The sequence below is a fragment of the Vampirovibrio sp. genome (assembly GCF_041737375.1).
Classification (GTDB): Bacteria; Cyanobacteriota; Vampirovibrionia; order Vampirovibrionales; family Vampirovibrionaceae; genus Vampirovibrio.
On sequence record NZ_JBGSRV010000004.1, the window covers coordinates 121,479 to 148,054 of the forward strand.

The window sequence follows — 26,576 nt, forward strand, 5'->3', positions numbered from 1 at the left end:
CAAAGTGCTTAAGCCCTGCTTCTTAACAGTGCTCTCCATTGGCAGGCTTCAACCCTTAGCAAAAGTATAGTCCCGACCCCTCTGATTTTAAAGCGCTCAATGGGCCATACCAGAAGGATTGGCAGGCTGAGCCGCCCCACCAAGACCCCGTGTCTGAGCAGAAGATTCAGCGGCACCCAGGGCAAACGAAAATTTGGTAAAGTTGCCCCTGTCCCAATAGTCGCCATGCTCTGCCCGAACCCGCAACAAAATCAAATTCGGATCAGACTGCCCTTGTGGAAACCACAGCTTGAGCGAGTCCCCCCACAACTCTTCTGTTTTTTCAGGGTCCTGCACCATATCTGCCCGACCGGACAGGGTTAAAAACTGATCATTTCGGTTTTGAAAAGCGACCAATACCTGATCATTGGAGCGAATTTCATCCATCTTGGGTGTATCCAGCCCGGTCACAAACCACAAATCACAGCCATGTCGCAACGGTTCCACCTGAGCCACGGCCATGGGTCGACCATGCAAGGCCCCATTCCCGGAATGCGTAACCAAGGTGCCGGTTTGAAACTTTTGTAACAAATCACAAAATTGATGTAGTGCTTCGCTTTGTGGAGCCATAACAACACCTTCCTTTTTTCTTCCCTACATACAAGCGCTTGCTTGTGGATAAAAGCGCTTGAAACCGTATTGAAACCATACCCGATGGCGTGAAAGGCCACAATGCGTAGGCTGGTTAATATTGTAAAAACAGGCAGGGAGAGCCGGGTACACAGTCGGTTAGCAACAGGGTCAGTCCCGCTGATTTACGATATGATGAGATTGCAAAAATTTGAGTACGCTGGGCCGCTGATGAAATTGAACTTTTTTAAATTAATGAACTTTAAATTAATAAACCGCTTAATCAACCCGCTAGCAACCTTATCACTCTTGGCGTGGCTATTGGCTTTGCCCATGGGGGCGCAACCCCCAGAGTCCATCAATACAGCCCCCACCAGTCCACTGCTGGCCAACCCGCCTCAAGCGGCCAGCGATTATTTCCATCTTCAGAAAAAAATCTTTCGGTGGAGCGATCAAACCAAATTCGTGCTGGTGCATATCAGCACTGCCAGCTATATTCAGGGCTGGCAACCCTGGCATCCCCAAGTCATTAAAGACGCCTTTGGCGAATGGCAACGGGCGCTCAACAACCGGGTCGTTTTTGTGTTTATGGACGACACCACCCAAACCGATATGGTGGTGAACTGGTGGGCCATGGCCACCCCTCAAATTGAAAGAGGCGCTTGTGGCCTGAATATTAAACAAACCTGGGGAAACTATATCTCCAAAAATGATATTTATATGGCCTTGCACAATGCGGATGGCCGCCCCTATAACCCACAAACCCTCTATGCCGCCGCCTTGCACGAAATTGGCCATTCTCTGGGCATTGAGGAGCATAGTGATCAGGCAAGCGATATTATGTATTACGCCACCACCGAAAAATCCCGACTCAGCCAGCGGGATATTAATACCGCTTTTAGAATTTACGCCGCCAGGCCACATTTCACCAACCCGCCGGGTTACCACTTATCGCGGTTTGAAGCGTTTAAAAAAACCAGAAAAGCCCAATCCGGCGGTTTCAGAATCCCCATTATCATCCCTATTCCTATTTAGCGCTTGTTTATAGCCTATTCGTTCTGTCTAAATCAGCCCACAAAAAACGCTTAACCCATGCCACAGCCACCCACAACTGATCAGGCCCTTCGGGAAAAAAACTTCCTGATTTTTTCAATGGGTTCCTTTATTTCCATGCTGGGGCGCCAAATGCTGGCGGTGGCCATTGGCTGGGATATTTATGAGAAAACCCACTCCGCACTGGCCTTGGGGCTGGTGGGTTTGGCCCAGTTATTGCCGGTCATTCTGCTTACCTTGCCCGTGGGGCATTGGGTGGATAACCATGATCGCCGCAAGGTGCTTATTTTTGCCCAAATCATCAACGCCGCCGCCACTGGGGGGCTGATTTTTCTTTCACTGACCCACGGCCCGGTGCAGGCCATGTATGCTTGCCTGTTTCTGGCAGGCATCGGGCGAGCGTTTCACAGTCCCGCCAATGCGGCCCTGTTGCCGCAAGTGGTCAGCGAGCGCAACTTCACCAACGCGGTGACCTGGAGCAGTATTTTTTTTCAGGCTGCGGCCATCTTGGGGCCAGCCCTGGGAGGATTACTCATTGGCCTGCACCACAACGCCACACTGGTTTATACCATTGATTGCCTGGCCAGCCTGATTTTTTGGGGAATGCTAGGCTGGGTTAAGGTGCGGTCGCTGGATATGCCCAAGCAAGCCATGACTTTAAAGTCCATGCTTTCTGGATTGGCCTTTGTGGTGAAAACCCGTCTGATTTTGGCCGCCATTACCCTGGATTTATTTGCGGTACTGTTTGGAGGCGCGGTGGCCTTATTGCCCATTTACGCCAAAGATATTTTACAGGTCGGCCCTAGTGGGTTGGGCTGGTTGCAAATGGCTCCCTCACTGGGCGCCATTATCATGGGGCTAGTTTTGGCCCGCTACGGCAATTTTCGAAATTCGGGGAAATGGCTGTTATACACAGTGGCCGGGTTTGGAGTCACCACCATTGTATTTGGTCTGTCCACCCACTTTTGGTTATCCTTTTTCATGCTGTTTCTGGCAGGGGCTTGCGATAACGTGAGCGTGGTGATCCGTCAGGCATTGGTATTATTGCGAACACCGGATGAAATGCGAGGCAGGGTTTCTGCCATTAACTATGTTTTTATTGGCACCTCCAATGAACTAGGAGGCTTTGAATCGGGAACCGTGGCCTATTTCTTGGGCCCCGTTTTTTCAGTGGTGTTTGGAGGCTTTGCCACCATTGCCACCGTTATCGCAACGGCACTGCTCTGGCCGGAGCTTCGCAAACTGGACTGGTTGCATGAACCCAACCCAAACCCTAAAGTCCAGTCCTGATCCCATCCAACTGGGGTGAAAGGCCAGACGGTTAGCGAATAGCTGCGGAAAAAATTTTTTGATACCGTAACTCTATCCAATTTTCACAGAGCCAAAGGCGGACTGATTATGGGCGACAAACATTGCAAAGACGTGACTGAAGAAATGTTCGGCCAGGAAGATTATCATTTTCATCAGGATAACCGACAGAAGTCTCTCCCTGAGCTGGAGTCTCTGTCAACCCAGCAACTTCGGGAAAAGCAAAGACTTAGCAAGTTGCAAAAACACGCCCAAAATCAGGAATAAAAAACAGTCGCAAGAAATAGTAAAACCAGATTGTCTATCTCACAATCAACAGGTTGTGGCGATCCCATTGCATTAACTGAGAACTCACACTACCCATCAACCAGGCCAATAGGCCTTTGCGATTATGGGAGCCCACCACCAGCAAATCAGGATGCTCTATTTGGGCCAAATGGCCCAACTCCGTGGCCGGAGATCCTGATAATTTTAACTGTTTTAAAACTTGCAGGCCTTGCGGCTCCAGAATATCGGCAATCATTTCAAAAACCATTTTGGCGTTCACTTCTAGCGCTTCATCCAGAACCGCCTGATTCACATAAGGGGCCAGCACCGCGTTTTCCTGATAAACGGGACTTTGAACAAGGGCCAGCTCCAGTTCACTTTGCCGGGTCTGCAGAATCTGTCCCAATTTTCGAGCGGCATTCATAGAAGTCTCTGAGCCATCCACCCCAAATAAAATTTTAAAAGGCTGAGGCGGTAAAGCAGCAATGGGATTTCTCAGCATCAACACCGAGACTGGCGAATGTGCGGCCAATCGAGAGGCGAAATGGCTGGGCTGAGCGGGTTGATTATCATGAGCCGAAACCGTTGCAATCACCAACAAATCCTGCTCTGTTTCCCAAAGGGTTTCCGTAAGTCGTTTCAAACTTTTATCTCGAAGCCCACAGTCTATTTCCTCAACAATCTCAAACCCCAAATCCAAAAGGGTCTGGCGGGCTTTTTGATTGGCCTGTTTCAACCTGCTTTCTAATTCCGGTAAAGTTTTCCCCAAAATTTCAGGGTATTCCTTTTGACTGGATTCAGCAGTCAACCAGTCCAGTTCCGCATGCACCAGGGTTAACTCAACGTTACTGGGCATTAGCAAACGATTCAGGCTGTTCAGGACACTGGCTTCCAGGGGAAACAGATTTTCATACTCAATAACCAGCGTTACTTTTTGGGTAACAGGGTTTTCTTGAGTAGTACCCGATTGAAGCAGCGTGTTTTTGTTCAATTCGGTTTCAGAACCCAAACGATCGGTCATGCGCCAATTCCTATCCTCATTCACACCGTGAAACGTGCCAATATAAAACTATCAGACATTCCATCATAACCATTCACTCTCAAAATGTAATAACCGAACCAGATAGAGTTTGAGTTAACCGTGCTAGTCAGCGGAACGATTCATGCCTGAAAGGGCCCGTCACCAATAATTTTTAAACTTTAAACCTGTCAACATAGAGTTGAGTGGGTCGTTTTTCAAAAAAAATCCCGACTGGGGATTACAGTCAGGATATGTGGATAAAATTGGTGTTTCAGCTTCAGTATGAGAGAAATTGAGTGTGGAAGTATGCTAACAAGCATTACCAAGTGTGGGTATTCACCATCAGCGCTAAAAGAAAAATAATACCCACTGAGACTATTGACGGATCAAACTTAACAATTATTACATTAACCCCATCGCCAAGCGATGGATCTCTGCTGAAAATCCATTAAATTAAACCGCATTGAACCCATTGAATTTCATTTATTTTAATAACCCCTAAAGCCAAGCCCATTCAAGCATTTCAAAATTTAAAACATTAAATATAACAGGCCAATCTAGACAATAGTCTTAATACCATTAGCGATGCTCCTAGCACCATCAGCGAATAGACGTGAGTGATTTGCCGCATAGAATACTCGAAACTTCAGTTTAGTAAAAACCGCTCTAGCCTGAATAAAGGCGAATCAACTTAGCAGTTTATTATTTTATTAATAAAAAGAAGGAGAATTCCCATGAAAAAATCTTTACCCTTGTTCTCGGCATTGGCTGTACTTGTTTTAACCAGTGCGTCCGCCATGGCCGCAGACGTTTCCGCCGATGTAAACTCAACCCTTAATCCCGCAAATCCCGCCAATTCGGCCATCAAAGCACCTGTCAAAACGGAAGCCACCACTGATGTAGAAATTAAAACCGAACAAACTCAGGTTGAACACAACAGCCAAAGCGAAACAAAAGTTGAGCCAACCCAACCAGCTGAAAGCAAGCCTTCTAAATCCAGTAACGACGCATTGGAAAACGATGACTTGAAGCAAGAAACTCAGTCCTCTGTCAGTTCATCCACCAATGTGCAAAAACTGTTTAGCACCTTCCACAAGGACAAGGCTCCTGAAGTGGAAGCTAACGCGGAAGTAACCACCAACAGCCAATTGCCCGAACAAAAATAATTTCTTGAAAAGTCTCAGGCAGACTTTATTTCATTCCACTTAGCAGCGTCTTTCAATAGCTCCGGGATTCATTCAATCTCGGAGCTTTTTTTGCGCTAAAACAAGTTAGTACTCAATCCCCTTGCGGGCTTTAATTCCCAGATCCCAATAATGCTTTATGGGCCTGATTTCAGACACCAGATGGGCCATCTCCACAATTTCAGGGTGAGCCCGCCGCCCGGTTAATACCAGCTCCAAGGCAGGTGGTTTTTCACCCAGCAAATCTTTCATCTCCTGCAATGGAATCAGCCCCAAATCAATGGCAATATTCACCTCATCCATCACGATCATTTGATACTTACCCGAAAAAGCCGCCCTTTTCACAATTTCCCAGCCGTTGGTAATTTCCTGGGCATCTTCCGGCTTCATATTATGGCTAAAAATAATACGATCCAGCCCGGCTTGCACAATAGTGAGTTGTTTGGAAAGCTGGGGGCTGAGTTGTCGGGCTGAAAAAAGTTCGCCATAATCGGTGCCGCCCTTGGTAAATAGCACCAATAATACATTCCAGCCTCGGCCCAAGGCCCGAAAGGTCAACCCAAGACTGGCCGTTGTTTTGCCCTTCCCATCCCCCGTATAAATTTGAATATAGCCCCGTTCAGAAAACTCGGGGTTATATAAATCATCGCTCACGCCAGTTTCACGCCCAGTTTCAGCGCTTAGCGAACTGGAAGCGGGTAAGGAATCTTCGTTAGAGAATGGCGTTTCCATCTCTTTATTCAAGCAGATAATGCTCAAATTGAACAGGGTTTACCCTGCTGGCAATCCAATTGGCATCTTTAAAACGCAACCAGTGCTGGGCTAGCGGCAGGTTCAGGCCACAATATTCAACGGCTTTTTCCGCAAAATAGTGGCATGAGTGATGTTGTGATCGGTACCATGCAGCGTGGCGATTTTCTCGAAGCCCTTTGATGCAGCAGGATCAAAGCCTTCATACATGGCATTTTTCAAACCATCGACGCTGCGAACAATTACCGTGCAATCCGGCCCTGAGGTTTTGCGGATTTGCTCCAGAATTTTGCCCTTATCAGGTACCATCACCGCAATACCCACATGGGTATAAGGTTTATAGTTAAAGGCTTCCCCAGGAACCTGTTCAAACTGAATTTTACCGCCGGAAGCACTGGCGATTGCCTTGGTGGCCTCAATTGCCTCCGGGTTAATATCAATACCCGTAACGGAATCCGCATGGTTGACATAGGCAAGCACCGTATTGGGCTGCGGGCCACTGCCCACAAACACCGCCTTACTGCCCTTTGTCATATTACTGACTCGAGCCTCCAAATCCGCGAAGGAAGAGTTCAGTTGCTTGTAATCATTTTTGGCGGGCTTGGCTGATTTTTGGCCCTCTTTTTTTTCCGCATTATTTTCGAGCAAAAGCGTTCTTTTTTCGTACTGATCCCGTAAATGCTGCATATCCTCAGGATGCTTACGCATCACAAAATCTCCCACCGTTTCCTGCCAGGCAGGGCTGCGAGCGGCCTTTTGCAAGTCAGCAATCCAATCGGGCTGAACATTGTTCTCAGAAACAGGGTGGCGTTTTGCGTCCCTCACCAACCGATTAAACTGTTTGTCCAGTTGCTCATAGGCCTCCTTTACATTAGAGGCGGAAGAGGAAGAGGCAGCAGCAGGCAAAGAGGACAAATAGGGCGCAGAATAACTTCGCTGAATAGACATAGCAGGCTTTCCTTTGATTGAGCTGATTGATGAGAGTAGTAAAACAAAAAAGGGGTTTGGATTGCGCCTAAGCGCCCATGGTGATCAGTGGCGATAAATAATCGGAAAAACTGATATTTTGAGTCTGCTGCCGAATCACGCCATTGCGAAGCAGATCCAGAATATAGTTCATTCTAAAGTCACCCATCAACAAGGTCATAGACTTGAGTTCATCCGGGTGAGATTCCAGATAGGATAGAATATGATGGGCTTTTAAGCCTGGATTTCTTTGAGCCTGGGCCTGCAAGGCGCTTAAATAGTTTACCTGGGCTCGATACTTCTTACTATTCAAGCGTTTACCTTCATTCACAATGGGAGAACCCATGTTCAGAAGCCCTTGCAAGTTTTTAATGTCCAAGGTTCCTTTCAGCACCTGGCTTGCGGTAATCATGGGGACGCCCACAAAGGTCAGCGCCCCGTCAATTTCGCCTTTATTCTGCAAAGCCCGCATTAAAACAGGCAGGTAGGAGATAATAGAAAAAACCATCACCCCCTGGGTCACATGCATAAAAGGGGTGGCCAGTTTCTTATACTGGGGGGGCCATTCCTTAAATTTCGCAAACTCCAAGATCTCATTTTCTTTTTTAGCCCGGGCTTTTTCACGCACCTGAGCCCAAAATGCCATGGTTGCCGTAATCACCGCAACAAAATTCAACTGGGCGCCAATGGCTGTTTGATAAGGTTGCGGGGTTTTCAAATCCTGCTTATCCCGCAGTGAGTTTTTAAGGCTTTGCCAAGGGGCGGTTGATAAAGTGTATTTAAAATCTTTACCCATAAATTTAAAGGCATTGGCGCACTCCTGAAAAAATCCGGGGGCCGCTTTGCCCTGTTCGCCTCGAAAAGCCTTTAGCAATCGGCGCTGATCGTATTCCCGCCGATGGCCAGGGTTATTGGTGTTTTTAATATCATTGGTTTCTCCGGAGAACCAGAAAAAAGAACTGAGATAGGATAAGGTTTGTACATAAGGAATCTCCGCCTTTAACACAACGCCTAACTGGGTCAGGGTTCCCATAAAGGAAGACAGGCTTTTGGAAGGTTGCTGGGTATTGATGCCCACCTGGTAACCGGTGTTCAGCTGCAACAAAGCGGCATAAGCGCCCAAGCGGGTTAATGTGGTTTTCAGATTGGTGTAATCAGCGTTCTTTTGCACCCAATCGGCCACTTTGGGCGAGGTTTTCTGACCAATTTCCTTCAGTTTGTCCGGGGTGGCGTAGGATTTTAGCCGTTTGGCAATCAAGGGAGAAAACAACATGGCGGAATTGACCACCAGCATGGCCCCCAAACTGGTCTTAGCCATGGTATCCCAGGCGGTTTTATGGGCTGGGGTGGCTAAATTCACCGGGTCTTTTTCGGTTTCCCCTTGCGGTTCCTTGGCCCGGTTTTTGCTCAGAGAAGGGTAATCAGCCCCTCTAACACCCGAAAAAGACTTCTCCGGCAAACCCGAGGCGCCACCATACAGCTGCTGGTACCCATTGGGCCAGCGGGTGGAAGGTGAAAAAGGGGTGACCGGTAGAATGGCGAATACCTCAAAGGGGTTATTAACAGGGAATGCAATCGTGCGCCATGCGTCCTAACTGCGAATCATTCTCAAAATATACTCAAGTTGAGAATTATTTTCAATAGCAGTTTACGGAATCAAGATGAAATCAGATCGAATCAGAACGAGCCACTGTTTCAATCAAGTCAACGCAATGACCAAGCGTGATCGCACACTTTGTTTTTATATAAAAAATGCATAGCGAGTAGCCCCAACCCTAGGCCGCACTATCTAGCCTAGTGGGAAGCGTGGAAAGTTTGTGCTTCAATCAAGTCCCACAAAAAGTGCGGTAGGCAGGCCCACCCGGATTCGGGGGCAGGGAGTACTCCACATGCTGGGGCAACTCGGTATAAGGGGATTCCAGAGACGCCAAAAGGCGCTGAAGGGGTAAAAAATCCTGCTGTTCTACAGCGGCGGAAAGCACCGCTTCAACCCGGTCATTTCGAGGAATCACCACAGGATTGTGGGCATTCATCAGGGATTGGACCTCACTCCAAGGCTGTGGTTGCCGCTGCAAGCGTGTTTGCCATTGTTGATACCATTCTGCAAAGGCTGGCTCCTTGAAATAAGGGGCCTGATGCAAAGTATCTGAAGCCAGCAACCGAAAGATATGGGTAAAATCTTGCTGATGCTTGGCCATTCCGTCCAGAAAGCTGGCAATCAGGCTTTCATCCTCAGATTCTTCGGTAGTAAGCCCCAATTTTGAGCGCATTCCAGCCAGCCAATAACGCTGATAGCGTGCATAAAAGCCCTGAACCGCTTCTTGCCCCATGGCCAGCGCTTGAGAGGGATCGGCATGCAACAGCGGCAATAGGGCCTCGGTCAAGCGAGCCAGATTCCATTGCATCAGCGTGGGCTGATTGCCATAAGCGTATCGGCCTTGGCGATCAATGGAACTAAACACGGTTGCAGGATCATAGGTATCCATAAACGCACAAGGGCCATAGTCAATGGTTTCACCACTGATGGCGATATTATCGGTATTCATCACCCCATGGACAAATCCGCTCAATTGCCATTGAGCCACCAAAGAAGCCTGTCGGTCCATGACCGCCTGTAAAAACTGAACATACCGGTCATCAACCGCCATCAATGCCGGGTAATGCCGTTGAATCGTGTAATCAGCCAGCGCTTGAAGCTCCTGAGCACTGCCAAAAGACGAGGCATACTGAAACGTACCAATGCGAATGTGACTGGCCGCCACTCGGGTCAGAACAGCTCCCCGCAAAGCAGTTTCCCGATACACGGGTTCGCCGGTGGTCACCACCGCAAGGCTGCGGGTGGTGGGAATGCCCAAATGATGAATGGCCTCGCTGATAATATATTCGCGGAGCATCGGGCCTAAAGCCGCCCGCCCATCTCCCCCTCGGGAAAACGGGGTGCGTCCGGCACCTTTCAGCTGAATATCAAAGCGCTGGCCTTCGGGGGTGATATGCTCACCCAGTAAAACAGCCCGCCCATCGCCCAGCGTGGTAAAATGGCCAAACTGATGCCCTGCGTAAGCCTGAGCCAACGGTTCAGCCCCTTGCGGCAATTGATTACCCGCAAATAGCTGCTCACTCTGGTTCGATTGCAACACTTCCTGATTCAACCCCAGAGATTCCGCCAAACGGGCGTTAAAAATAACCCGGCCCGGATTCTGAACAAGCCCAGGTTTTTGTAATTTGTAAAACAATTCAGGCAAGCGACAATAGGAATTGTCAAAATTCCAGCCTGCGGATACGGTGGTGGTAAAAAGTTCAGGCATGTTCAAGCACGTCTTTTCTAGTGAGCGAGTGTGAATAACGGATTGTGTTGAAAGAATAGCATTGATCAGCGGCAAATGACGGTTTACATAACGTTGGAAAACTTTAAAACTCAAGATTTTACTGGTTTTGAATCAGCCATTCGGCAGCGGCAAGACCCGATAACATGGCTCCTTCTACCCGAGGGCCGCCAAAAGCATCGCCAGCAAGTAACAAATGAGGCGTAGCGCTGGCCTTGCAAAATAACTCCGTATATTGAGACTGGGGCAAACTGTAGCGCCAACGCATCAGTTGCGTATTCAAGAGCGAGGCGGACGGTATCCAATCGGCGGCAAACTTTAGGAGCAACTTGGTAATCACCGCCTCATCGGCCTCAAAATACCGCTCGCTCCAAACCGGCGAAGCATGCAAAGTGAGCGATGGCCGATCAGAGATTCCTTTTTTCTGGTTATCCGCCATCCAGCTAATCACGGCATGATCCTCTAAAGATAAGCCGGAAGCAGGCACTTTATCGGTGCCTTCGGCCAGAGAAATTAACAAGGCCAAACAAGGAAAATATTGAATGGAGCTCAGGTTTTCAAGCAGAGATTCTTCTAAATCCAGCGGGGCCAGCAAGGCCAGGGCCTGAGGCAAAGGGGCGGTGATTAAAAGAGAATTGGCTTTATAAACGCCACCACCCTCATCTAAAACCTCCCAGCCGGTTGGAAGGGGGCGAATGCTGGTGACCTTGCAATTCAATTGAACCGGCAGGCGTTCAGCCAAACCCTTTGGCAGGCTGGTCATGCCCTGAGTCCCAATCCAGGCGGGTTCTGAACCCGAGGAGAACCAGAGTTTGAGCAGATTATTCTCGGTCCAGGCGGGCAAATAATCCTGAATGGCAGCAGAGCGAAACCGGGCAAACTGAGCCCCATGATCCCAGGCAAAGCCATCTTTCCGGCGAGTGGCCATGCGCCCCCCCACACCACGGGCCTTATCCACAATCAAGATGTTCTGGCCCGCTTTTTGCAATTCAGCGCCAGCCAAAAGACCGGAAATTCCGGCCCCGATAATCAGACAATCAAAAGGTTGAGTCATCGTTAATGCACTTTCAATGAAGATAAACCGCCATCAACGCCTAAAACCTGCCCGGTCACCCATTGATTATCCGGGTGAATGAGGAAGGCAATGGCAGAGGCCACATCATCGGGCTGTCCCAAACGGTTCAGGGGATGCATCTTGATGGAGGCCTCACGGGCCATGGGACTTTTTAAAATAGGAGCCGCCAAATCCGTTTCAATTAAACCCGGCGCAACGCAATTTACTCTAATTCCTTTACTGGCATAAGTGGCCGCCGCCGATAAGGTTAAGCCAATAATGCCCGCCTTGGCCGCTGAAATGGCCTCGTGATTGGGCAAGCCAATTCGGGCAGAGGCCGAAGAACATAAAACAATGGCCCCGCCTGTTTTTTGCATCACCCCGGTGGCGGCTCGCAGCGTAATAAACGCGCTGGTTAAATTTTGAGCAATGGTGTCCTGCCAATCCTGCTCGGTTGTGCGGTGGGCTGGCTTTAAGCAAATCGATCCAACGCAATGAACCACGGCATCCAGCGTGCCATGCTCCTGAACAATCTGTTTCACCAGTTCGTCCATCGCCAGCATATGGGTGGCATCCAGCGCATGCACCGAACCGCGCACTTCTTTTTGCAGTGCCATGAGCCTGTCTTCTTTTCGAGCCACCAATATAAGCTGATGGTGCAAGGCGCTCAATTTTCGGGCCAATGCGGATCCAATGCCACCCGTTGCGCCAATAATTAAAATGACACTCATCTACAGGCCACCTTTCTGGTTGCCAGTTTACCACTATCGCCCATGGTTGCTGTATGTTTTAAGGCAAAGAAAAACAGCCGGTGCCCGCTGTTGCGGTTCAAACCGAAAACTGCCATAATTTGAGCAACGCAACATCCATTCCATTCATCTACATCCATTCACTTTGCTTTGAATTGAAACGATCATCCGGTTTTTCTAGCCATGCCGCGTCAAGTGTCTCACTTCTTTCTAACTATCAGGTGTCAACAATGGAAAAGCTTCAACCTCCTATGACAGTCCGACGGCTTGTCCTTATCTTGGGCGATCAATTGACACTGAACAACCCCGCACTCAACACACTGGATCCAACCAGTGATTTAATATGGATGGCGGAAGTGGCGGAAGAATCAACCAAAGTCTGGAGCCATAAAGCCCGTATCGCTTTATTTTTAAGCGCCATGCGACATTTTAGGCAAACTTTAGAAGACAAGGGTTATCCCGTTTTTTACACCGCTTTAGAAGATCCTAAAAACCAAGGGAGCTTTTCCCGGCAATTGGCTCAGGATTGCATGGAATTTCGCCCTCAAGAAGTAACCCTTGTACAGCCCGGTGAATGGAATGTAAGGGAAGCCATTTTGCAGGTCTGCAACCATCAGCGCATTCCCTGCACTTTTTTAGAGGACACCCATTTTCTCTGTTCTCAAACGGAATTTCAGGCTTACGCCCAAGGGAAAAAACAGCTCCGCATGGAGTTTTTTTATCGCTGGATGCGTCAAAAATACAATATTTTGATGGACAACGGAAAACCCGAAGGGGATCGCTGGAATTATGACAGCGACAACAGAGAACCTTTCAGCAAAACCACACTCAATCACATTCCAGATCCCATCCCATTTCCACCCGATGCAATCACTCAGGAAGTACTGACCCTGGTTGAGCGTGTTTTTTTAGATCATCCCGGCAATTTAGCGACATTTGACTGGCCGGTTACCGCTGAGCAAGCCCTGATAGCCCTACATGATTTCATCCATCACCGATTAAGCGACTTTGGCCGTTATCAGGATGCCATGTGGTTGCAAAACGATCAACAAAAGCCGTATCTATACCATTCCCGCTTATCAGCGGCCATGAACCTGAAATTGCTGGATCCCCTGAGCGTTATTCATCAGGTGGAAGCGGCTTATCGACAAGGCCGAGCCTCGCTGGAATCAGTGGAAGGTTTTATCCGACAAATTTTAGGATGGCGAGAATACGTTAGAGGGGTTTACTGGCTCAAAATGCCAGATTACATCAAGCTGAACCACCTGAAAGCCGACCAGCCATTGCCCGCTTTTTACTGGAACGCCAACACCGAAATGGTGTGCATGAAGGCCGCTATTTCTCAAACCCTGGAATATGGATACGCCCATCATATTCAACGCCTCATGGTCACCGGCCTGTTTGCCCTATTGCTGGGCGTAAACCCGGAGGCGCTGCACCAGTGGTATTTAGCGGTTTATGTAGATGCCCTTGAATGGGTCGAATTGCCCAATACACTGGGAATGTCTCAATTTGGAGATGGCGGTATTATGGCTTCCAAGCCCTATGTGGCCACCGGCAAATATATTCAGCGCATGAGCAATTACTGCCAAACCTGTCCGTACAACCCGGCTGAAAAACTGGGGCCAACCGGCTGCCCATTTACCACGCTATACTGGGATTTTTTAACACGGCATCGGGAAGAGCTGAGCCGGAATCCACGCATGGGATTTCAGGTCAAAAATCTATCCCGCCTCAAGGAAGAAGAGTTGATCGCCATTCAAAATCAGGCAACCGAAATTCGTAAAAAACTACACGCAACGCACCATAGCGAGGCACCCTCATGATCCGCCTTCCGTTTAACCTGCAGCAGCGGTGGGATGATTTATTATTTCTGCATTACCCCATCGATCCACAGGTGCTTCAAGCGCAACTGCCTAATGAACTGGTACCCGATGTAAAAGAAGGACAGGCCTGGCTGAGCGTGGTGCCATTTTCATTAACCTATTGGCTGCCGGGGCTGGCTATTCCCTGGCGATTTCATGAGCTAAATTTACGCACCTATGTAAAACCGGCCTCTCGGTTTCAGCGCAATGAAGGCGGGGTTTACTTTTTTTGCCTGGATGCCAATCATCGCATCTCTGTGGAAGCAGCCCGCTTTTGCTACCACTTGAATTATCTGAACGCGGAGATTCACGTCAATGCTATCAAAGAAAAGAATTCAAACGGCTCCAGCATCCATTACCAAAGCAAGCGCATGGACCAGCGCGGCAACCCCGCTGAATTTGAAGCGGTTTACCAGCCCACGAGAGAACCACTTGCACTCCACTCAAAAGCGGTGCTACAAAGCTGGCTTACCGAGCGTTACCGACTCTATACCACGGATGGCAAAGGAAACCTTTATACCGCCACCATTAAACACAATGCCTGGCCGCTGGAAAGCGCTGAATTTGAAGTGAAAACCAACGGGTTACTGCAAGCGCACGGCTTTTCCAGTATTCAAAATGAACCCAGCCTTACCACCTACACCAGAAGCCTGAATGTAACAACCCATTCCGCCACAATAGTAAAATTCCACTCCAGTATCAAAAATTAGCTGTAATAAGGCAAAGCCCTTGAAACAGGAGCATTTTGTCCTTTTGAATGATCCTTTAACTAGAGGATCATTGAATAATGTCCAATCCCGTATAGTGGATATAGTCGTAAATTCCAGGAACCGGAAATACTGTCATTCAATTGATTTTTCTTACAAGCTTATTCAATGATAGGAAGTTTTTTTGATTGCATTTAGTGTTAAGTAAACAGTATTCCATCGCTATACATCGTCGTAGTCAACGAGTCCTTGTCTAATATTTCCTGAACGCTGTTTGAGTGGGTCAAACTTCAGGCAAAGGCAACAGCCCTGCCTTTATCTGTGCTTTCTATTTATTTTTCAATTTCATAAAAACTAGCGCATTTTTATCAATTTTGTACATCGTTAAATGATAATCAATGGAGAATGATTCATGCCTAAGTCCAGTAACACCACCCTGACTGAGACCCACGGCCGGTACCATTCAAAATTAGAGTTTCAGAATGTTAGCACAATTCAGCGGATGCCTTCAAAAAATACACTCAAAATATCGTCGTCGAGATCAAAAATGCGGTGTAGAAAAGCTGTTTGAAACCCGCCTAGGGTTTTGAATAGCTTTTCTACACCATACCTTCGCATTGAAAAACCTGCCTGCTTACTTTCAGGCAGGTAATTAAGCGATTTTAGAGTTACGCACTTTGGCGGAGTATACTTTGTTCTTGCCGCCAGTGATGAATAAATTGGCGGGGTGCCAAATAGTTCAAGGCACTGTGTGGACGCTCGTTGTTGTAATGGTCCCGCCAGGCTTCAATGACCACCTGGGCTTCTTTCAGGCTGTCGAACCATTCCAGATTCAAGCATTCATCCCGAAACCGGCCGTTAAAGCTTTCGCACTTCCCATTCTGCCAAGGGCTTCCAGGCTCAATAAATAAAGGTTTGGTGCCTTGAGTTTCTAGCCAGCCTTGTAAACAGCGGGCAATAAACTCAGACCCATTGTCAGAACGTAAATACATGGGAATGCCATAGTCTTTAAACAAGACCTCCAGGGTTAAGCGGACATCTTCTGAGCGTAAACGTCGCTCTACCCGAATACACAGGCTTTCTCGGGTGAATTCGTCCAGTACCGTCAGCAACCGAATCCCGGTGCCTTTGCCAAGCCGGTCTTGCACGAAATCCAGCGTCCAGACATGATTGGGTGCTTTCGCCTGTTCAGGCACCAGGAAAGTCACGCCAGAGCCCTTGCGCCGTCTTCTGCGTTTCTTTTTAACTTGTAGGCCTTCCTCGCGCCAAATCCGTCGGACTCGTTTGACATTGATTCTCCAGCCTGCTTTCAGAAGGGCGTGGATGCGGCGATAACCAAAGCGGGGGTGTTTGTATGCCAGTCGCTTGATTTCTGCTCTTAATGCATCCTCTTCAATGAGTCTGGGTTGATTTAAATGACTGCGGCTAATTCCAGCCAGACGGCAACTGGACCGAATCGACAAGCCCCAGTCTCGAACCAGGGCCTGTTGAATCATTCGGCGGCGAGTAGGCCCTAATACTTTTTTAAAACATCCTGGAGCGCATCCAGCTCCAAGGTGCGGTCTGACAGTAGCTTCTTGAGCCGGGCATTCTCCGATTCCAAGGTCCGTAAGCGTTTGGCTTCAGAAATGGTCATCCCGCCATACTTCTGCTTCCACTTAAAGAACGTGGCCGCCGAGATCCCTAGCTCTCGACTCACCCGTTCTACTGTCTTTTCACCGGATACCTGGCTACGAATCGCCGCTATGATTTGCTCTTCCGTAAATCTTGTGATCTTCATGGGAACTCCTTTCAAGGGCATTAAAACAAAACCCTCTACTTTTAAACGGATCCCGATACTGGACTCAGATCAACCCCTAAAAACGGAAACAGCAAAACCATTCAAAGCGCCTTGGAAAGCTTGGGTGGCGATACTCAAGGATTGAGTTATGTTCAGGATTTGGCAGAAGCAAGGTCCAACACCAACGCAGTTATTCAGGTGCTGGAAAAACTGACTGCCGCCCAAAGTACAGAAGAGGCTTTGAGTGTTGTACTGGCCACCGTCCGTGAATCTTTTGGCTGGGCCTATGGCTCGTTCTGGGCGCTGGATACCAAAGCAAACACTTTGAAGTTTCAGTATGAATCCGGCAGTGTCAACGAGGAATTCAGAGCAATCACCCAAAATACCTCTTTCAATAAAGGCGTTGGCCTCAGTGGTCGTACCTGGGCTGCAAATGATTTGACCTTTGTACCCGATTTGGGAGAAGTCACCGACTGCGCAAGAGCGCCGATTGCTCAGCGAGCAGGGGTGAAATCCGGGGTGTGCTTTCCCATTAATGTCAACGGCAACCTGATTGGCACTATGGACTTCTTTTCCCTTAAAACATTAACCCTATCCGAAGAGCGCCTGAATGCGCTAAAAAGCATTTCCAGACTGGTAGCCAGTAGCATTGAACGCCTGCAAAAAAATCAGGAGCAAATAGAAGACACTTCCAACGCCTCAGCGGTCAATAAAGTGCTGGAACTGGTCAGTCAGGCCACCTCCATTGAGGATGCAGCCAAAATTGTATTGGACACCGTTAAAGAAGAATTCGGCTGGGCTTATGGCTCCTATTGGAAAATTGAGCCTGAAGAAAACGTACTACGATTTGTCATCGATTCCGGCAAAGTCACTCCTGAATTCCACAAAGTGACGGCAGAGGCCAGCTTTCAAAAAGGCGTGGGCTTCAGCGGGCGTACCTGGAAAGAGCGCGACTTGATGTTTGTGGAAGATTTGGGCGTACTGACCGATTGCTGTAGACGGGAAAGCGCCCAGAACGCTGGCGTAAAATCGGGGGTCTGCTTCCCCATTATCGTTCAGGACGAAGTGGTTGGCACCATGGATTTTTTCTCCATGAAAACCTTAACCCTTTCAGATAGCCGCATGAAAGCCCTGCGGAATGTAGGCCGACTGGTTTCCAACGCTTTAGAGCGTATTAAAAAAATGGAAGAAGAACAAATGCAAGCCCAAGACCTGAAGGACAAGGTGGCTCGTATTTTAACCATTGTGGATGCGGCCACTCAGGGCGACATTACCCATGAGATAGACGTGAGCGGCTCCGATGCGATTGGACAGATGGGAGAAGGCTTATCCAAGTTTTTTAACAACTTGCGCAAAAGCATTGGCGATATTGATAGCACATCCAGACTGGTTGCCGAATCGGCGGGTAACATGACCAACCTCAGTCAGCAAATTTTACAAAACGCGGAAGAAAGCTCCAATGAAGCCAAAGTGGTTTCCGCCACAGCCGAACAGGTCAGTACCAGCTTGCAAACCGTGGCAAACGGAGCCCTGCAAATGAGCGCCAGTATTCTGGAAATCTCCAAAAACTCCAGCAACGCTGCCAACATGACCGGGAAGGCTGAAAAAACCGGGGAGGTCACCAAAGGCATCGTCAATAACTTGGCCAAATCCGCCAAAGAAGTGGGCAACGTTGTAGAACTGATTAAAGGCATCGCTTCTCAAACCAATCTACTGGCCCTGAACGCAACCATTGAAGCCGCCACGGCGGGAGAAGCAGGTAAAGGCTTCGCCGTTGTTGCCAACGAGGTTAAAGCGCTGGCCAAACAATCGGCGGAAGCCACTGAGGATATCCGTATGCGGATTGAGGAAATTCAGACCAACACCACCCAGGCCATTCAGGCCATTAATGAAATCACTGAAATTGTGAGCGAAATTAACCAGATCAACGTGGTCATCGCCAGCGCGGTTGAAGAACAATCGGCCACTACCAACGAAATCAGTCGCTTTGTAAATGATGCCGCGAAAGGAAGTACAGACATCGCTAAAAGTATCCTGAGCGTGGCCAACGCCGCTGAAAAAACGGCCATGAGCAGCAATGATTCACTGGTTGCCTCTCGCAAAATTACGGATAACTCGGTCGATCTGAAAGAACTGGTAGAAGGATTTAAGTACTAACATTATTGCTGTTGAAGAGGGCAACACCCTCAAACTGATCGCCGAGGAAAACTTTAGCCACACCTTTGCGGAAGCGCTGTGCCAGAAACTTCAGGAAAGCCTGCAAAACATCAGTGCCAACAACGTGGTGCTGGATATGACTCAGGTAGAACTACTGGATTCTATTGGCGTCAAAATTCTGGCAGGTCTTTATAAAACCTGCCAGGAAAAAGGCTTAAACTTTAGCCTGGATGTGGCTCACCCCAGCGTTTATAAAGTGCTTCAGCTTTGCAAGATGGAGCAGCTAATGGAAATTCGGGAGGTCGCAAGTGGCAAGTAGCTTGAACGATGAATCGTTACTGCTGGAATTTGTAATTGAAAGCCGAGAACACCTGTTATCGATTGAGCCGGATTTGCTGGTTATGGAGCGAGACGGCGCCGAAACCGATGCCGATATCATTAACCGTGTATTCCGGGCCATTCACAGTATTAAAGGGGCTGCTGGCTTCTTTGGACTAGAAGCGGTCAAGTCTCTGGGCCACTGCATGGAAAACGTGTTAATGCTTGTGCGTGACGGAAAACTGTTGCCCAGCCCGTTGGTGATGGACCCGTTGCTACTAGGTGTCGATCGGCTACGCAGCATGCTGGATGACATACAAGCCAGCGAACAAGTGGTCTATCAGGATCTGGTTGATCAACTTGAGAACGTTATTCATGGCGGCCCCAACACCAGTGCGCCGGTACAAATCAGCACCGTAGAAGGCGCGCCAAAAGATGAAGCCCTGTCCTATTTCAACCCGGACCGCATCGCCGTAGAATCAGCGGTGAGAAACGGACAAACGCTATATTCGCTGAAGGTTTTCATGGATGGCGATCTCTCCCGGAAAGATCGCAACCCATTACAGTTTATGGACACCCTGCTAGGGGTCGGTATTGTTCTGGATACCATGCTGGACATTTCAGGAATACCAAGCCTGGCGGAGGCGCTAAGCTCTCCCCTGCCACTTCGTTTTTTGTACGCAAGCGTTCTGGAACTGGACTTACTGCCCATTGCTTTTGATATTCCGGCGGAACAAATTTCCAGGCTGCAGGTCAACGAGCTGTTCGGAACAGAAGCTTCGAATGAAGTTAAAACCCAATCAACAGAGTCCGCTCAAGCATCCGATGAAAAACAAACGACAACCACCGAGACACCGAAAAAACAGCCGAAAAATACCGCTGGCGGATCAGTGGACTCTAATGAAAGCATTCGGGTAAAAGTAGAACTTTTAAATCGACTCATGGATTTAGCGGGCGAACTGGTGTTGGCTCGAAATCAATTAACCCGCGCCTTCCAGAGTCACAACCAGTCCAACTCGGATTTAGGCAATATTATTCAAAATGTGGACCTGGTAACATCCGACTTGCAAGAGCATATTATGCAGACCCGGATGCAGCCAATTTCCAGTGTATTTGGAAAATTTCCACGCGTAGTAAGGGATCTGGCCAAGCAACTCCACAAGGAAATTGGATTGGAAATGACCGGAGAAGAAGTGGAACTGGACAAATCCATTTTAGAAAATTTATCCGATCCACTAACCCACTTAATCCGAAATTGCTGTGATCATGCTTTGGAAAAACCGGATGTTCGTGAAAAAAATGGGAAACCCAAAGAAGGCAGTATCTTTTTAAGGGCTTACCAGGAAAGCGGACATTTGAACATTGAAGTGGTTGATGATGGCGCTGGCATTGATCATGAAGTCATTGCCCAAAAAGCTTTAGAAAAAGGGCTTTTAACAGAAGCTACCCTACGTCAACTGAGTCCTCAGGAACAGGTTAACCTGATTTTCGCGCCCGGATTTTCAACGGCGGAAAAAGTAACGGATGTTTCCGGTCGGGGCGTTGGCATGGACGTGGTGCGCACCAATATTGAGCAAATTGGCGGCAGCATCAACATTGAAACCGAAAAAGGAAAAGGAACCACCATCACGCTTAGATTGCCCTTGACCCTTGCCATTGTGCCATCCTTGGTGGTGAGTACCGCGGATCAGGTTTTCGCAGTCCCCCAAATCAACCTTGTAGAACTGGTCTGTGTTACCACCGCTCAAATCAGTTCACGCATTGAAAAGGTGGGATCGGCATCGGTATTAAGACTGCGGGGTAAACTACTGCCATTGATCAGACTTAGCGACGTATTGGGACTTGAAAAATATTACCTGGATCCCCAAAGCCAGCTATTAAAAGTTGATGAGCGCGAAACAATTCATGATCAACGACTGGAATCAACCACTCCGGCGTTCATTCCAGAGCGACGCATAAATCCCCAGGGTGATTACAACATTTTGGTATTAAAATCTGGCAATCGAGAATATGGCTTAATTGTAGATGAAATTAAAGATATAGAAGAAATTGTGGTCAAGCCCCTCTCCCAGTTTTTGAAAAGCTGCAAATGCTTTTCAGGTGCAACCATTATGGGAGATGGTCGAGTGGCCATGATTCTGGATGTTGGCGGACTCATTGGCATGGTGGGCCTTTCTTTTGGAGAAGTGGCCGCTGAAGAAGAAAAAAGAAATTTAAGCTCTAAACTGGCCAATAGTCAAACCCTACAAGGTGAAAAGAAATCAAGCCTGCTTTTCCATTGCGCCCCTGGAGAGATTTTTGCCATTTCACTGGAATCAATACTGAGGCTGGAAAAAATAAAGCTCTCCAGTGTTGAGAAACTGGGAAACCAAAGATTTCTTCCCTACAAAGGCTTAAGCATGAAGCTCCTGTTTTTAGACGAGCATTTGCCAGTGAGCCCTATCCAGGAAAGCCTGGAAGAGGTTTATCTAATCATTCCAAAAGGCGGAAACTCCAAAGCGGGAATTATTGCATCCAGCATTATTGACACCGTAGATGTGGCCGTGGAGAAAGATGGCTCCATAAAGCATCCAGGTGTGCTGGGCTCAGCGGTTATTAATGAACACATTACCCTGGTACTTAGTTCCGAAGGGCTGCTAAGCGCTGCCGGACTATCCTATAAAGAAGACAGGAGCGCAGAATGGCCAGCCGATCCTTTGCAACTTTCCTATTAAACGAACAGCATTATGGTATAGAAATTCTGCTGATTCGGGAAATAAACCGGCAGTTAGAAATGACCCCCATTCCCCATGCGGCTGACTATATCAGAGGCTTATTGAACCTTCGTGGACAAATCGTGACGATTCTGGACTTAAACAAACGACTGGGCTTAAAAGATACGCAACTGTCAGAGCGTTCGCACAATATCATCCTAAAAACAGATCAAGAACTACAAAACATCAACAACGAACTGGTCACAGCACCCGATAAAGTTGGCTTTCTGGTCGATGATATTCAGGATGTGTTGATTGTCTCCGAAGAGGATATTGAATTTCCTCCTGCCAACCTGGGGAAAGTCGATGGTCAGTTCCTAAGTGGTGTAATCAAGCAGGACAACAAGCTGGTTGCCATTCTTTCCGTAGAAAAACTTTTAAGACAAGTAGCATTCTCATGAGCCAAACGCTCAAAGTGATGATTGTTGATGATACGGTGACTTACCGAAGTATTTTGCGTACCGTATTAGAAGACATTCCTGAAACACAAGTGGTAGAAACCGCAATCAACGGCAAACAGGCCTTAGTGAAGTTAAACACCACCGCGGTTGATTTAATTTTGCTTGATATAGAAATGCCTGAAATGAATGGCCTGGAAACATTGGCAGTATTGCGAAAAGATTACCCGGATATTGGCGTGATCATGGTTAGTGGCACCAATAAAGGCAGTGCCGATAGCACCATCATCGCCCTTCAGCTTGGCGCACTGGACTTTATACCCAAGCCTGATGAAGGCACCATCAGCCACAGTAAGGAAGAGTTGCTTAAAAAACTACAACCGGTTATTCGGCATTTTCTTTACCGACGTGATTTGATTGAAAAACCCAGGCACTCAACCAGTGTTGTAAAAACATCAAGCCTTACGCCTTCATCGCCCTCCAGGTCAATCATCAATCCAAACCTGCAAACCACAGTAAAGCGGTTTGACGTGTTAGTAATTGGAATATCCACAGGCGGGCCGAATGCGCTAACAGAACTAGTGCCAAAATTACCAGAAGACCTTGGCATTCCAATTTTAATTGTGCAGCACATGCCACCTGTATTCACAGAATCACTCGCCAAAAGTCTGGATAAAAAATCAAAAATGCAGGTTAAAGAAGCAGTACAGTCAGAGGCAGTGGTTTCAGGCACTGCTTATATAGCCCCTGGGGGCAAACACATGACTGTGGTCAGAGAAAAAACTGAGGTAAAAATTGTTTTAACAGAAGATCCGTCTGAAAATAGCTGTAGACCGTCTGTGGATGTTCTATTCAGATCAGTAGCAGCCGCCTATGGAGATTCTGTACTGTCATTGGTCATGACCGGCATGGGTAGTGACGGAGCGCTGGGTGTCAAATTCATGAAACAAACAGGGTGCCATTCACTCATTCAAAGTGAAGAAACCTGTGTGGTCTATGGGATGCCAAAAGCAGTGGCAGAACTAAACCTGGCAGATGAGGTAATACCTTTGGATCAATTGGCGACACGTATTGTTACTCTAGTTAAGGTTGGAAAGCCCTGATATGTCTTTAACAATTACTAACATCGAATTTGAATTATTCAGAAAATTAATTGAAAGCGAGTGTGGCATTGCCATTGGTGATGAGAAAGCCTATCTACTGGAAAGTAGACTGAGTAAAATGTTGGTAGAGCAAGACTGTGACACGTTTACTCAATTCTACCATAAAACTCAAGCCGACCCATTGCTAAAAAATAAAATTATTGACGCAATGACCACCAACGAAACACTCTGGTTTCGGGATAATTCACCCTACATTGCTTTGGATGAGCATTTGTTCCCTCATTTTTCAGAACAACTAAGAGCCGGGTCCAAAAAACAGATTCGAGTATGGTCCGCAGCTTGTTCCACAGGGCAAGAGCCCTACTCTATTGCCATAAAAGCGAACGAATTTGCCAAGAATGGCAAAAGAACTGAACTGCTCAACGGGGGCCTTTCCATTTTGGCAACTGATATTTCCAGTGCCGTTCTTTTCCTGGCCAAAGCAGGTCGATATGATTCAATATCCATTTCCCGAGGAATGCCAGAAGACCTACTCAACAGCTATTTCAATCAGGATGGCAGGGTTTACACCCTGAATAATCAAATTAAAGAAATGGTTCAATTTCAGCAAGTGAACCTCATGAAGTCTTTGAATCACCTGGGCACGTTCGATTTAATCCTGCTTCGAAATGTTGCCATTTACTTTTCGGTAGAATTTAAAATTGATTTATTCAGAAGAATTTCTCAAGTCCTGAATCCGGGAGGGTACCTAATTCTGGGCGCTTCAGAGTCATTACACGCCCTTAGCGACGACTTTAATCGACTGGAATATAAGCAATGTGTATTTTATCAACTAAAGGGAGATGGCCTTGAAAATATTGTCGGTTGATGACTCAACTATTGTCCGAAAAATTATACGCGGTAGCGTTGAAGTGCTGGGACTGGATTTTCTAGAAGCCGGTGATGGTGCTGAGGCCTTAGCCATATTATCTAAACAGCACCAGGAAGTTGGCTTGATTTTGCTGGACTGGAACATGCCGGTTCTGGACGGATTTTCAACCCTAAAAATGCTAAAAGCCGATGATCGATTTAAAAATATCCCGGTAATGATGGTCACAACCGAAGGGGAAAAAAACAACATTGTAGAGGCGATTAAGATGGGTGCAAAACACTACCTGACCAAGCCTTTTACACCAGAAGATCTGACAAGCAGAATGCTAGAATGCATCGGCACCACATTTTAACGACTAATCAATGAAAGGAATGGACTGTCAGACATGAGCAGCACCACTGAGAAAAACGCATTAGATGCCAATCTGGTCAACGCCATTATTGAATCCACCCAAAGCATTTTAAGCACCATGGCTAACTGCACAGCCACGGTTCAGCAAATAAAGCCACAGCCCGATTATGCCCCAACAGGTGATATTTCTGCCGTAATTGGCATTATGGGCGAGGGTGGCGAAGGCATGATCGCACTGTCTTTCCCATTGAGTCTTGCCAGCATTGTGGTCAGCAAACTATTGGGCGTCAGCCCAGAACAGGTGTCCTCTGAAGATCGGTGTGACGGCATTGGTGAATTGGTAAATATGATATCAGGCAACACCAAAACAGCGCTTTCAAAACAAAGTGGCTCAACCTACACTCTCTCATTACCCAGTATCATTCAAGGAAGTGGGCATGAGATCTATACCAGACCCAAAAAATGTCCTTACTTGCTGGTCATTTTTGAAGCCGAACAACAACAGTTTTCTATCCAGGTTTCATTTAAATTTAATTAAAAGGAGAATGACGGTGAATCACGAATTGAAAGTTCTCGTCGTTGACGATTCCGCAATTATGAGAAAAGTGATTATTGGAATCCTAAAGGGGTTGAACATTAAGGAAGAAAATATCACTCAGGCTGAAGATGGAGTAGAGGCTGTTAGCCTGGCCAGCAAAGAACAGTACAATATTATTTTAATGGACTGGAATATGCCCAATATGCTTGGCATTGATGCGGTGATTGCCATTCGAGAAAGCGGCAATAAAACGCCCATATTAATGGTGACCACTGAAGGCGAAAAAACGAATGTAGTTAAAGCCATTCAGGCAGGCGCCAACAACTACCTGGTAAAACCCTTTAACGCTGAAGATTTAAGAGATAAATTTGAGCAGTTAATTGTATCCTAGAAACCAGTCAATGCTCCATTAACCCCGAATGTGAAAAGATTCCACGGCACGACTGCCTGGTAACGATATTGAACTGAGGCCTGCCCCAGTAGATTCACGATGACCGCTTCCAACCCCCTTTCCCCTTTAAGTTATCGTAGACTGTCGGCATCCATCCACCGTAACCTTTCCATAGAAAAGTATTGAGCGCTGCCCAACATTGGAAACCGTTCAACCGTAAGACTTTTAACGCCCTGAAAAGGCTACATCGCTCCGCTACTCTGGCTTGACTGAACAATGACGTTTCACTTTTGCCCAATGTCAGCGGTTGAATAAACAGGGCACTTACCCAATAAAAAAGCTCACTATTAATAGTGAGCTTTTTGGTGGTACAAGCGCAACGAGGTGAGAACTGTTTTTGTAAATCAATCTGGGCTCATCACATCAATTTTCAATCACATGGTGGCCTAAATCTTTACAAATTAAAAAAGCCCCCAGCGAACCGGGGGCTTTTAGTTAAGCAGATATTACCGAGTCAACCGCCTGATCAATCAGTTTGTTAATCGATATATTCCGGCGATTGGCTTCTTTTGCTATCTGATAGTGTTTCTCAGGCTTTGTGCGGTAGGCGATTTGGCCTTTGAATTCTTCAGGCTTGGGAGGCTCCTGAATAGGCGTCCCATCTTCAATAGAGGCTTCAATGTGAAGCTGTAGCGCCTCCATAATGTTCTTCATGGCCTCGTCAGCCGTTTGACCATGAGTAAAACATTTCAGCTCGTTGACCCTGGCAAAGTAGTATTCCCCAGCATCATTTTTTTTCTCAATGCTGAACGACCAGGGTAAAGCCAGATAATACTCTAGATTTTTTTCATTACTGTTTGACATGCGCTGCTCCTTTTAGCCTTTGAGGTGGGGGAGGGTCTAATGACCCAACCCCCTGAGGATTTCGCAAAGCTGGTGGAGATATACCGGCTTTACCTGAGAAGCGGCGGGAATGGTGATCCGGCTGGCTCCCTTGGCGAAAGTGATATGGCTTCCAGCTTGGCGGGCGCTGAATCCTAGACCGGTCAATAGGGCTTTG

The 26,576-nt window shown here is 47.5% G+C and carries 27 protein-coding genes; 16 read left to right on the forward strand and 11 right to left on the reverse strand.

What is annotated here, in order from left to right; genetic code table 11:
- Positions 1–96: 96 nt before the first annotated feature.
- Positions 97–609, reverse strand: coding sequence for a pyridoxamine 5'-phosphate oxidase family protein (locus ACEW81_RS02240; protein WP_373531336.1), 513 nt, complete (start codon positions 607–609; stop codon positions 97–99).
- Between the two features lie 255 nt (positions 610–864).
- Here ACEW81_RS02240 and ACEW81_RS02245 point away from each other — a divergent pair, with 255 nt between their 5' ends.
- The 3 genes from ACEW81_RS02245 to ACEW81_RS02255 all read left to right on the forward strand — a co-directional run bounded on the left by ACEW81_RS02245 (position 865) and on the right by ACEW81_RS02255 (position 3,237).
- Positions 865–1,644: a matrixin family metalloprotease gene (locus ACEW81_RS02245; protein WP_373531337.1), complete on the forward strand. Its 780-nt coding sequence runs from the start codon at positions 865–867 to the stop codon at positions 1,642–1,644.
- A 57-nt stretch (positions 1,645–1,701) separates the two neighbouring features.
- Entirely contained in the window at positions 1,702–2,952 is a 1,251-nt protein-coding gene (locus tag ACEW81_RS02250; RefSeq protein WP_373531338.1) for an MFS transporter, read from the forward strand.
- 108 nt (positions 2,953–3,060) lie between these two features.
- Positions 3,061–3,237: a hypothetical protein gene (locus ACEW81_RS02255; protein ID WP_373531339.1), complete on the forward strand. Its 177-nt coding sequence runs from the start codon at positions 3,061–3,063 to the stop codon at positions 3,235–3,237.
- A gap of 34 nt (positions 3,238–3,271) precedes the next feature.
- On the opposite strand, the gene ACEW81_RS02260 is transcribed toward ACEW81_RS02255, so the two are convergent.
- Complete coding sequence (locus tag ACEW81_RS02260; protein ID WP_373531340.1) at positions 3,272–4,258, reverse strand: universal stress protein; 987 nt, start codon at positions 4,256–4,258, stop codon at positions 3,272–3,274.
- Between the two features lie 734 nt (positions 4,259–4,992).
- Here ACEW81_RS02260 and ACEW81_RS02265 point away from each other — a divergent pair.
- Positions 4,993–5,424: a hypothetical protein gene (locus tag ACEW81_RS02265; protein ID WP_373531341.1), complete on the forward strand. Its 432-nt coding sequence runs from the start codon at positions 4,993–4,995 to the stop codon at positions 5,422–5,424.
- 105 nt (positions 5,425–5,529) lie between these two features.
- Here the strand turns inward: ACEW81_RS02265 and ACEW81_RS02270 are convergent, their stop codons facing one another.
- The 6 genes from ACEW81_RS02270 to ACEW81_RS02295 all read right to left on the reverse strand — a co-directional run bounded on the left by ACEW81_RS02270 (position 5,530) and on the right by ACEW81_RS02295 (position 12,266).
- Positions 5,530–6,174, reverse strand: a complete 645-nt coding sequence (locus tag ACEW81_RS02270) for a cob(I)yrinic acid a,c-diamide adenosyltransferase (protein ID WP_373531342.1) — start codon at positions 6,172–6,174, stop codon at positions 5,530–5,532.
- A 102-nt stretch (positions 6,175–6,276) separates the two neighbouring features.
- Positions 6,277–7,140 carry a nicotianamine synthase family protein gene (locus tag ACEW81_RS02275; protein WP_373531343.1) on the reverse strand — a complete coding sequence of 288 codons (864 nt, stop codon included), beginning with the start codon at positions 7,138–7,140 and terminating at the stop codon, positions 6,277–6,279.
- Between the two features lie 67 nt (positions 7,141–7,207).
- Positions 7,208–8,617 carry a hypothetical protein gene (locus ACEW81_RS02280; RefSeq protein ID WP_373531344.1) on the reverse strand — a complete coding sequence of 470 codons (1,410 nt, stop codon included), beginning with the start codon at positions 8,615–8,617 and terminating at the stop codon, positions 7,208–7,210.
- A gap of 367 nt (positions 8,618–8,984) precedes the next feature.
- Complete coding sequence (locus tag ACEW81_RS02285) at positions 8,985–10,463, reverse strand: protein adenylyltransferase SelO (protein WP_373531345.1); 1,479 nt, start codon at positions 10,461–10,463, stop codon at positions 8,985–8,987.
- Positions 10,464–10,581: 118 nt separating this feature from the next.
- Entirely contained in the window at positions 10,582–11,535 is a 954-nt protein-coding gene (locus ACEW81_RS02290; protein ID WP_373531346.1) for an NAD(P)/FAD-dependent oxidoreductase, read from the reverse strand.
- A gap of 2 nt (positions 11,536–11,537) precedes the next feature.
- The gene (locus tag ACEW81_RS02295) at positions 11,538–12,266 is read right to left on the reverse strand and encodes an SDR family NAD(P)-dependent oxidoreductase (protein ID WP_373531347.1); all 729 of its coding nucleotides are present in this window, start codon (positions 12,264–12,266) and stop codon (positions 11,538–11,540) included.
- Positions 12,267–12,562: 296 nt separating this feature from the next.
- On the opposite strand from ACEW81_RS02295, the gene ACEW81_RS02300 reads away from it, so the two are divergent.
- The gene (locus ACEW81_RS02300) at positions 12,563–14,110 is read left to right on the forward strand and encodes a cryptochrome/photolyase family protein (RefSeq protein ID WP_373531348.1); all 1,548 of its coding nucleotides are present in this window, start codon (positions 12,563–12,565) and stop codon (positions 14,108–14,110) included.
- A complete protein-coding gene (locus ACEW81_RS02305) occupies positions 14,107–14,859 on the forward strand; it encodes a YqjF family protein (protein ID WP_373531349.1) in 753 nt (250 codons plus the stop codon). Before ACEW81_RS02300 ends, ACEW81_RS02305 begins: the two co-directional genes overlap by 4 nt.
- A gap of 665 nt (positions 14,860–15,524) precedes the next feature.
- Here the strand turns inward: ACEW81_RS02305 and ACEW81_RS02310 are convergent.
- Both ACEW81_RS02310 and ACEW81_RS02315 read right to left on the reverse strand, forming a co-directional pair.
- Complete coding sequence (locus ACEW81_RS02310; RefSeq protein ID WP_373531350.1) at positions 15,525–16,352, reverse strand: IS3 family transposase; 828 nt, start codon at positions 16,350–16,352, stop codon at positions 15,525–15,527.
- 17 nt (positions 16,353–16,369) lie between these two features.
- Positions 16,370–16,636 carry a transposase gene (locus tag ACEW81_RS02315; protein WP_373531351.1) on the reverse strand — a complete coding sequence of 89 codons (267 nt, stop codon included), beginning with the start codon at positions 16,634–16,636 and terminating at the stop codon, positions 16,370–16,372.
- A 111-nt stretch (positions 16,637–16,747) separates the two neighbouring features.
- Between ACEW81_RS02315 and ACEW81_RS02320 the strand changes: the two genes are divergently transcribed.
- The 9 genes from ACEW81_RS02320 to ACEW81_RS02360 are packed head-to-tail and all read left to right on the forward strand — an operon-like array spanning position 16,748 to position 25,516.
- On the forward strand, positions 16,748–18,793 hold the full coding sequence (locus ACEW81_RS02320) for a GAF domain-containing protein (RefSeq protein ID WP_373531352.1): 2,046 nt from the start codon (positions 16,748–16,750) through the stop codon (positions 18,791–18,793).
- 4 nt (positions 18,794–18,797) lie between these two features.
- Entirely contained in the window at positions 18,798–19,112 is a 315-nt protein-coding gene (locus ACEW81_RS02325) for an STAS domain-containing protein (RefSeq protein WP_373531364.1), read from the forward strand.
- Positions 19,102–21,825, forward strand: coding sequence for a chemotaxis protein CheA (locus tag ACEW81_RS02330; protein WP_373531353.1), 2,724 nt, complete (start codon positions 19,102–19,104; stop codon positions 21,823–21,825). Before ACEW81_RS02325 ends, ACEW81_RS02330 begins: the two co-directional genes overlap by 11 nt.
- The gene (locus ACEW81_RS02335) at positions 21,792–22,265 is read left to right on the forward strand and encodes a chemotaxis protein CheW (protein WP_373531354.1); all 474 of its coding nucleotides are present in this window, start codon (positions 21,792–21,794) and stop codon (positions 22,263–22,265) included. Before ACEW81_RS02330 ends, ACEW81_RS02335 begins: the two co-directional genes overlap by 34 nt.
- Complete coding sequence (gene cheB / locus ACEW81_RS02340; RefSeq protein WP_373531355.1) at positions 22,262–23,365, forward strand: chemotaxis-specific protein-glutamate methyltransferase CheB; 1,104 nt, start codon at positions 22,262–22,264, stop codon at positions 23,363–23,365. Before ACEW81_RS02335 ends, cheB begins: the two co-directional genes overlap by 4 nt.
- Before the next feature lies 1 nt (position 23,366).
- On the forward strand, positions 23,367–24,233 hold the full coding sequence (locus ACEW81_RS02345) for a CheR family methyltransferase (protein ID WP_373531356.1): 867 nt from the start codon (positions 23,367–23,369) through the stop codon (positions 24,231–24,233).
- On the forward strand, positions 24,214–24,588 hold the full coding sequence (locus ACEW81_RS02350; protein ID WP_373531357.1) for a response regulator: 375 nt from the start codon (positions 24,214–24,216) through the stop codon (positions 24,586–24,588). Before ACEW81_RS02345 ends, ACEW81_RS02350 begins: the two co-directional genes overlap by 20 nt.
- Positions 24,589–24,621: 33 nt before the next feature.
- The gene (locus tag ACEW81_RS02355) at positions 24,622–25,125 is read left to right on the forward strand and encodes a chemotaxis protein CheX (protein ID WP_373531358.1); all 504 of its coding nucleotides are present in this window, start codon (positions 24,622–24,624) and stop codon (positions 25,123–25,125) included.
- A 13-nt stretch (positions 25,126–25,138) separates the two neighbouring features.
- Positions 25,139–25,516, forward strand: coding sequence for a response regulator (locus ACEW81_RS02360; protein ID WP_373531359.1), 378 nt, complete (start codon positions 25,139–25,141; stop codon positions 25,514–25,516).
- Between the two features lie 495 nt (positions 25,517–26,011).
- Here the strand turns inward: ACEW81_RS02360 and ACEW81_RS02365 are convergent, their stop codons facing one another.
- Positions 26,012–26,380, reverse strand: a complete 369-nt coding sequence (locus ACEW81_RS02365; RefSeq protein ID WP_373531360.1) for a type II toxin-antitoxin system HicB family antitoxin — start codon at positions 26,378–26,380, stop codon at positions 26,012–26,014.
- Positions 26,381–26,419: 39 nt separating this feature from the next.
- Between ACEW81_RS02365 and ACEW81_RS02370 the strand changes: the two genes are divergently transcribed.
- Positions 26,420–26,557 carry a hypothetical protein gene (locus ACEW81_RS02370; protein ID WP_373531361.1) on the forward strand — a complete coding sequence of 46 codons (138 nt, stop codon included), beginning with the start codon at positions 26,420–26,422 and terminating at the stop codon, positions 26,555–26,557.
- Positions 26,558–26,576: the final 19 nt, after the last annotated feature.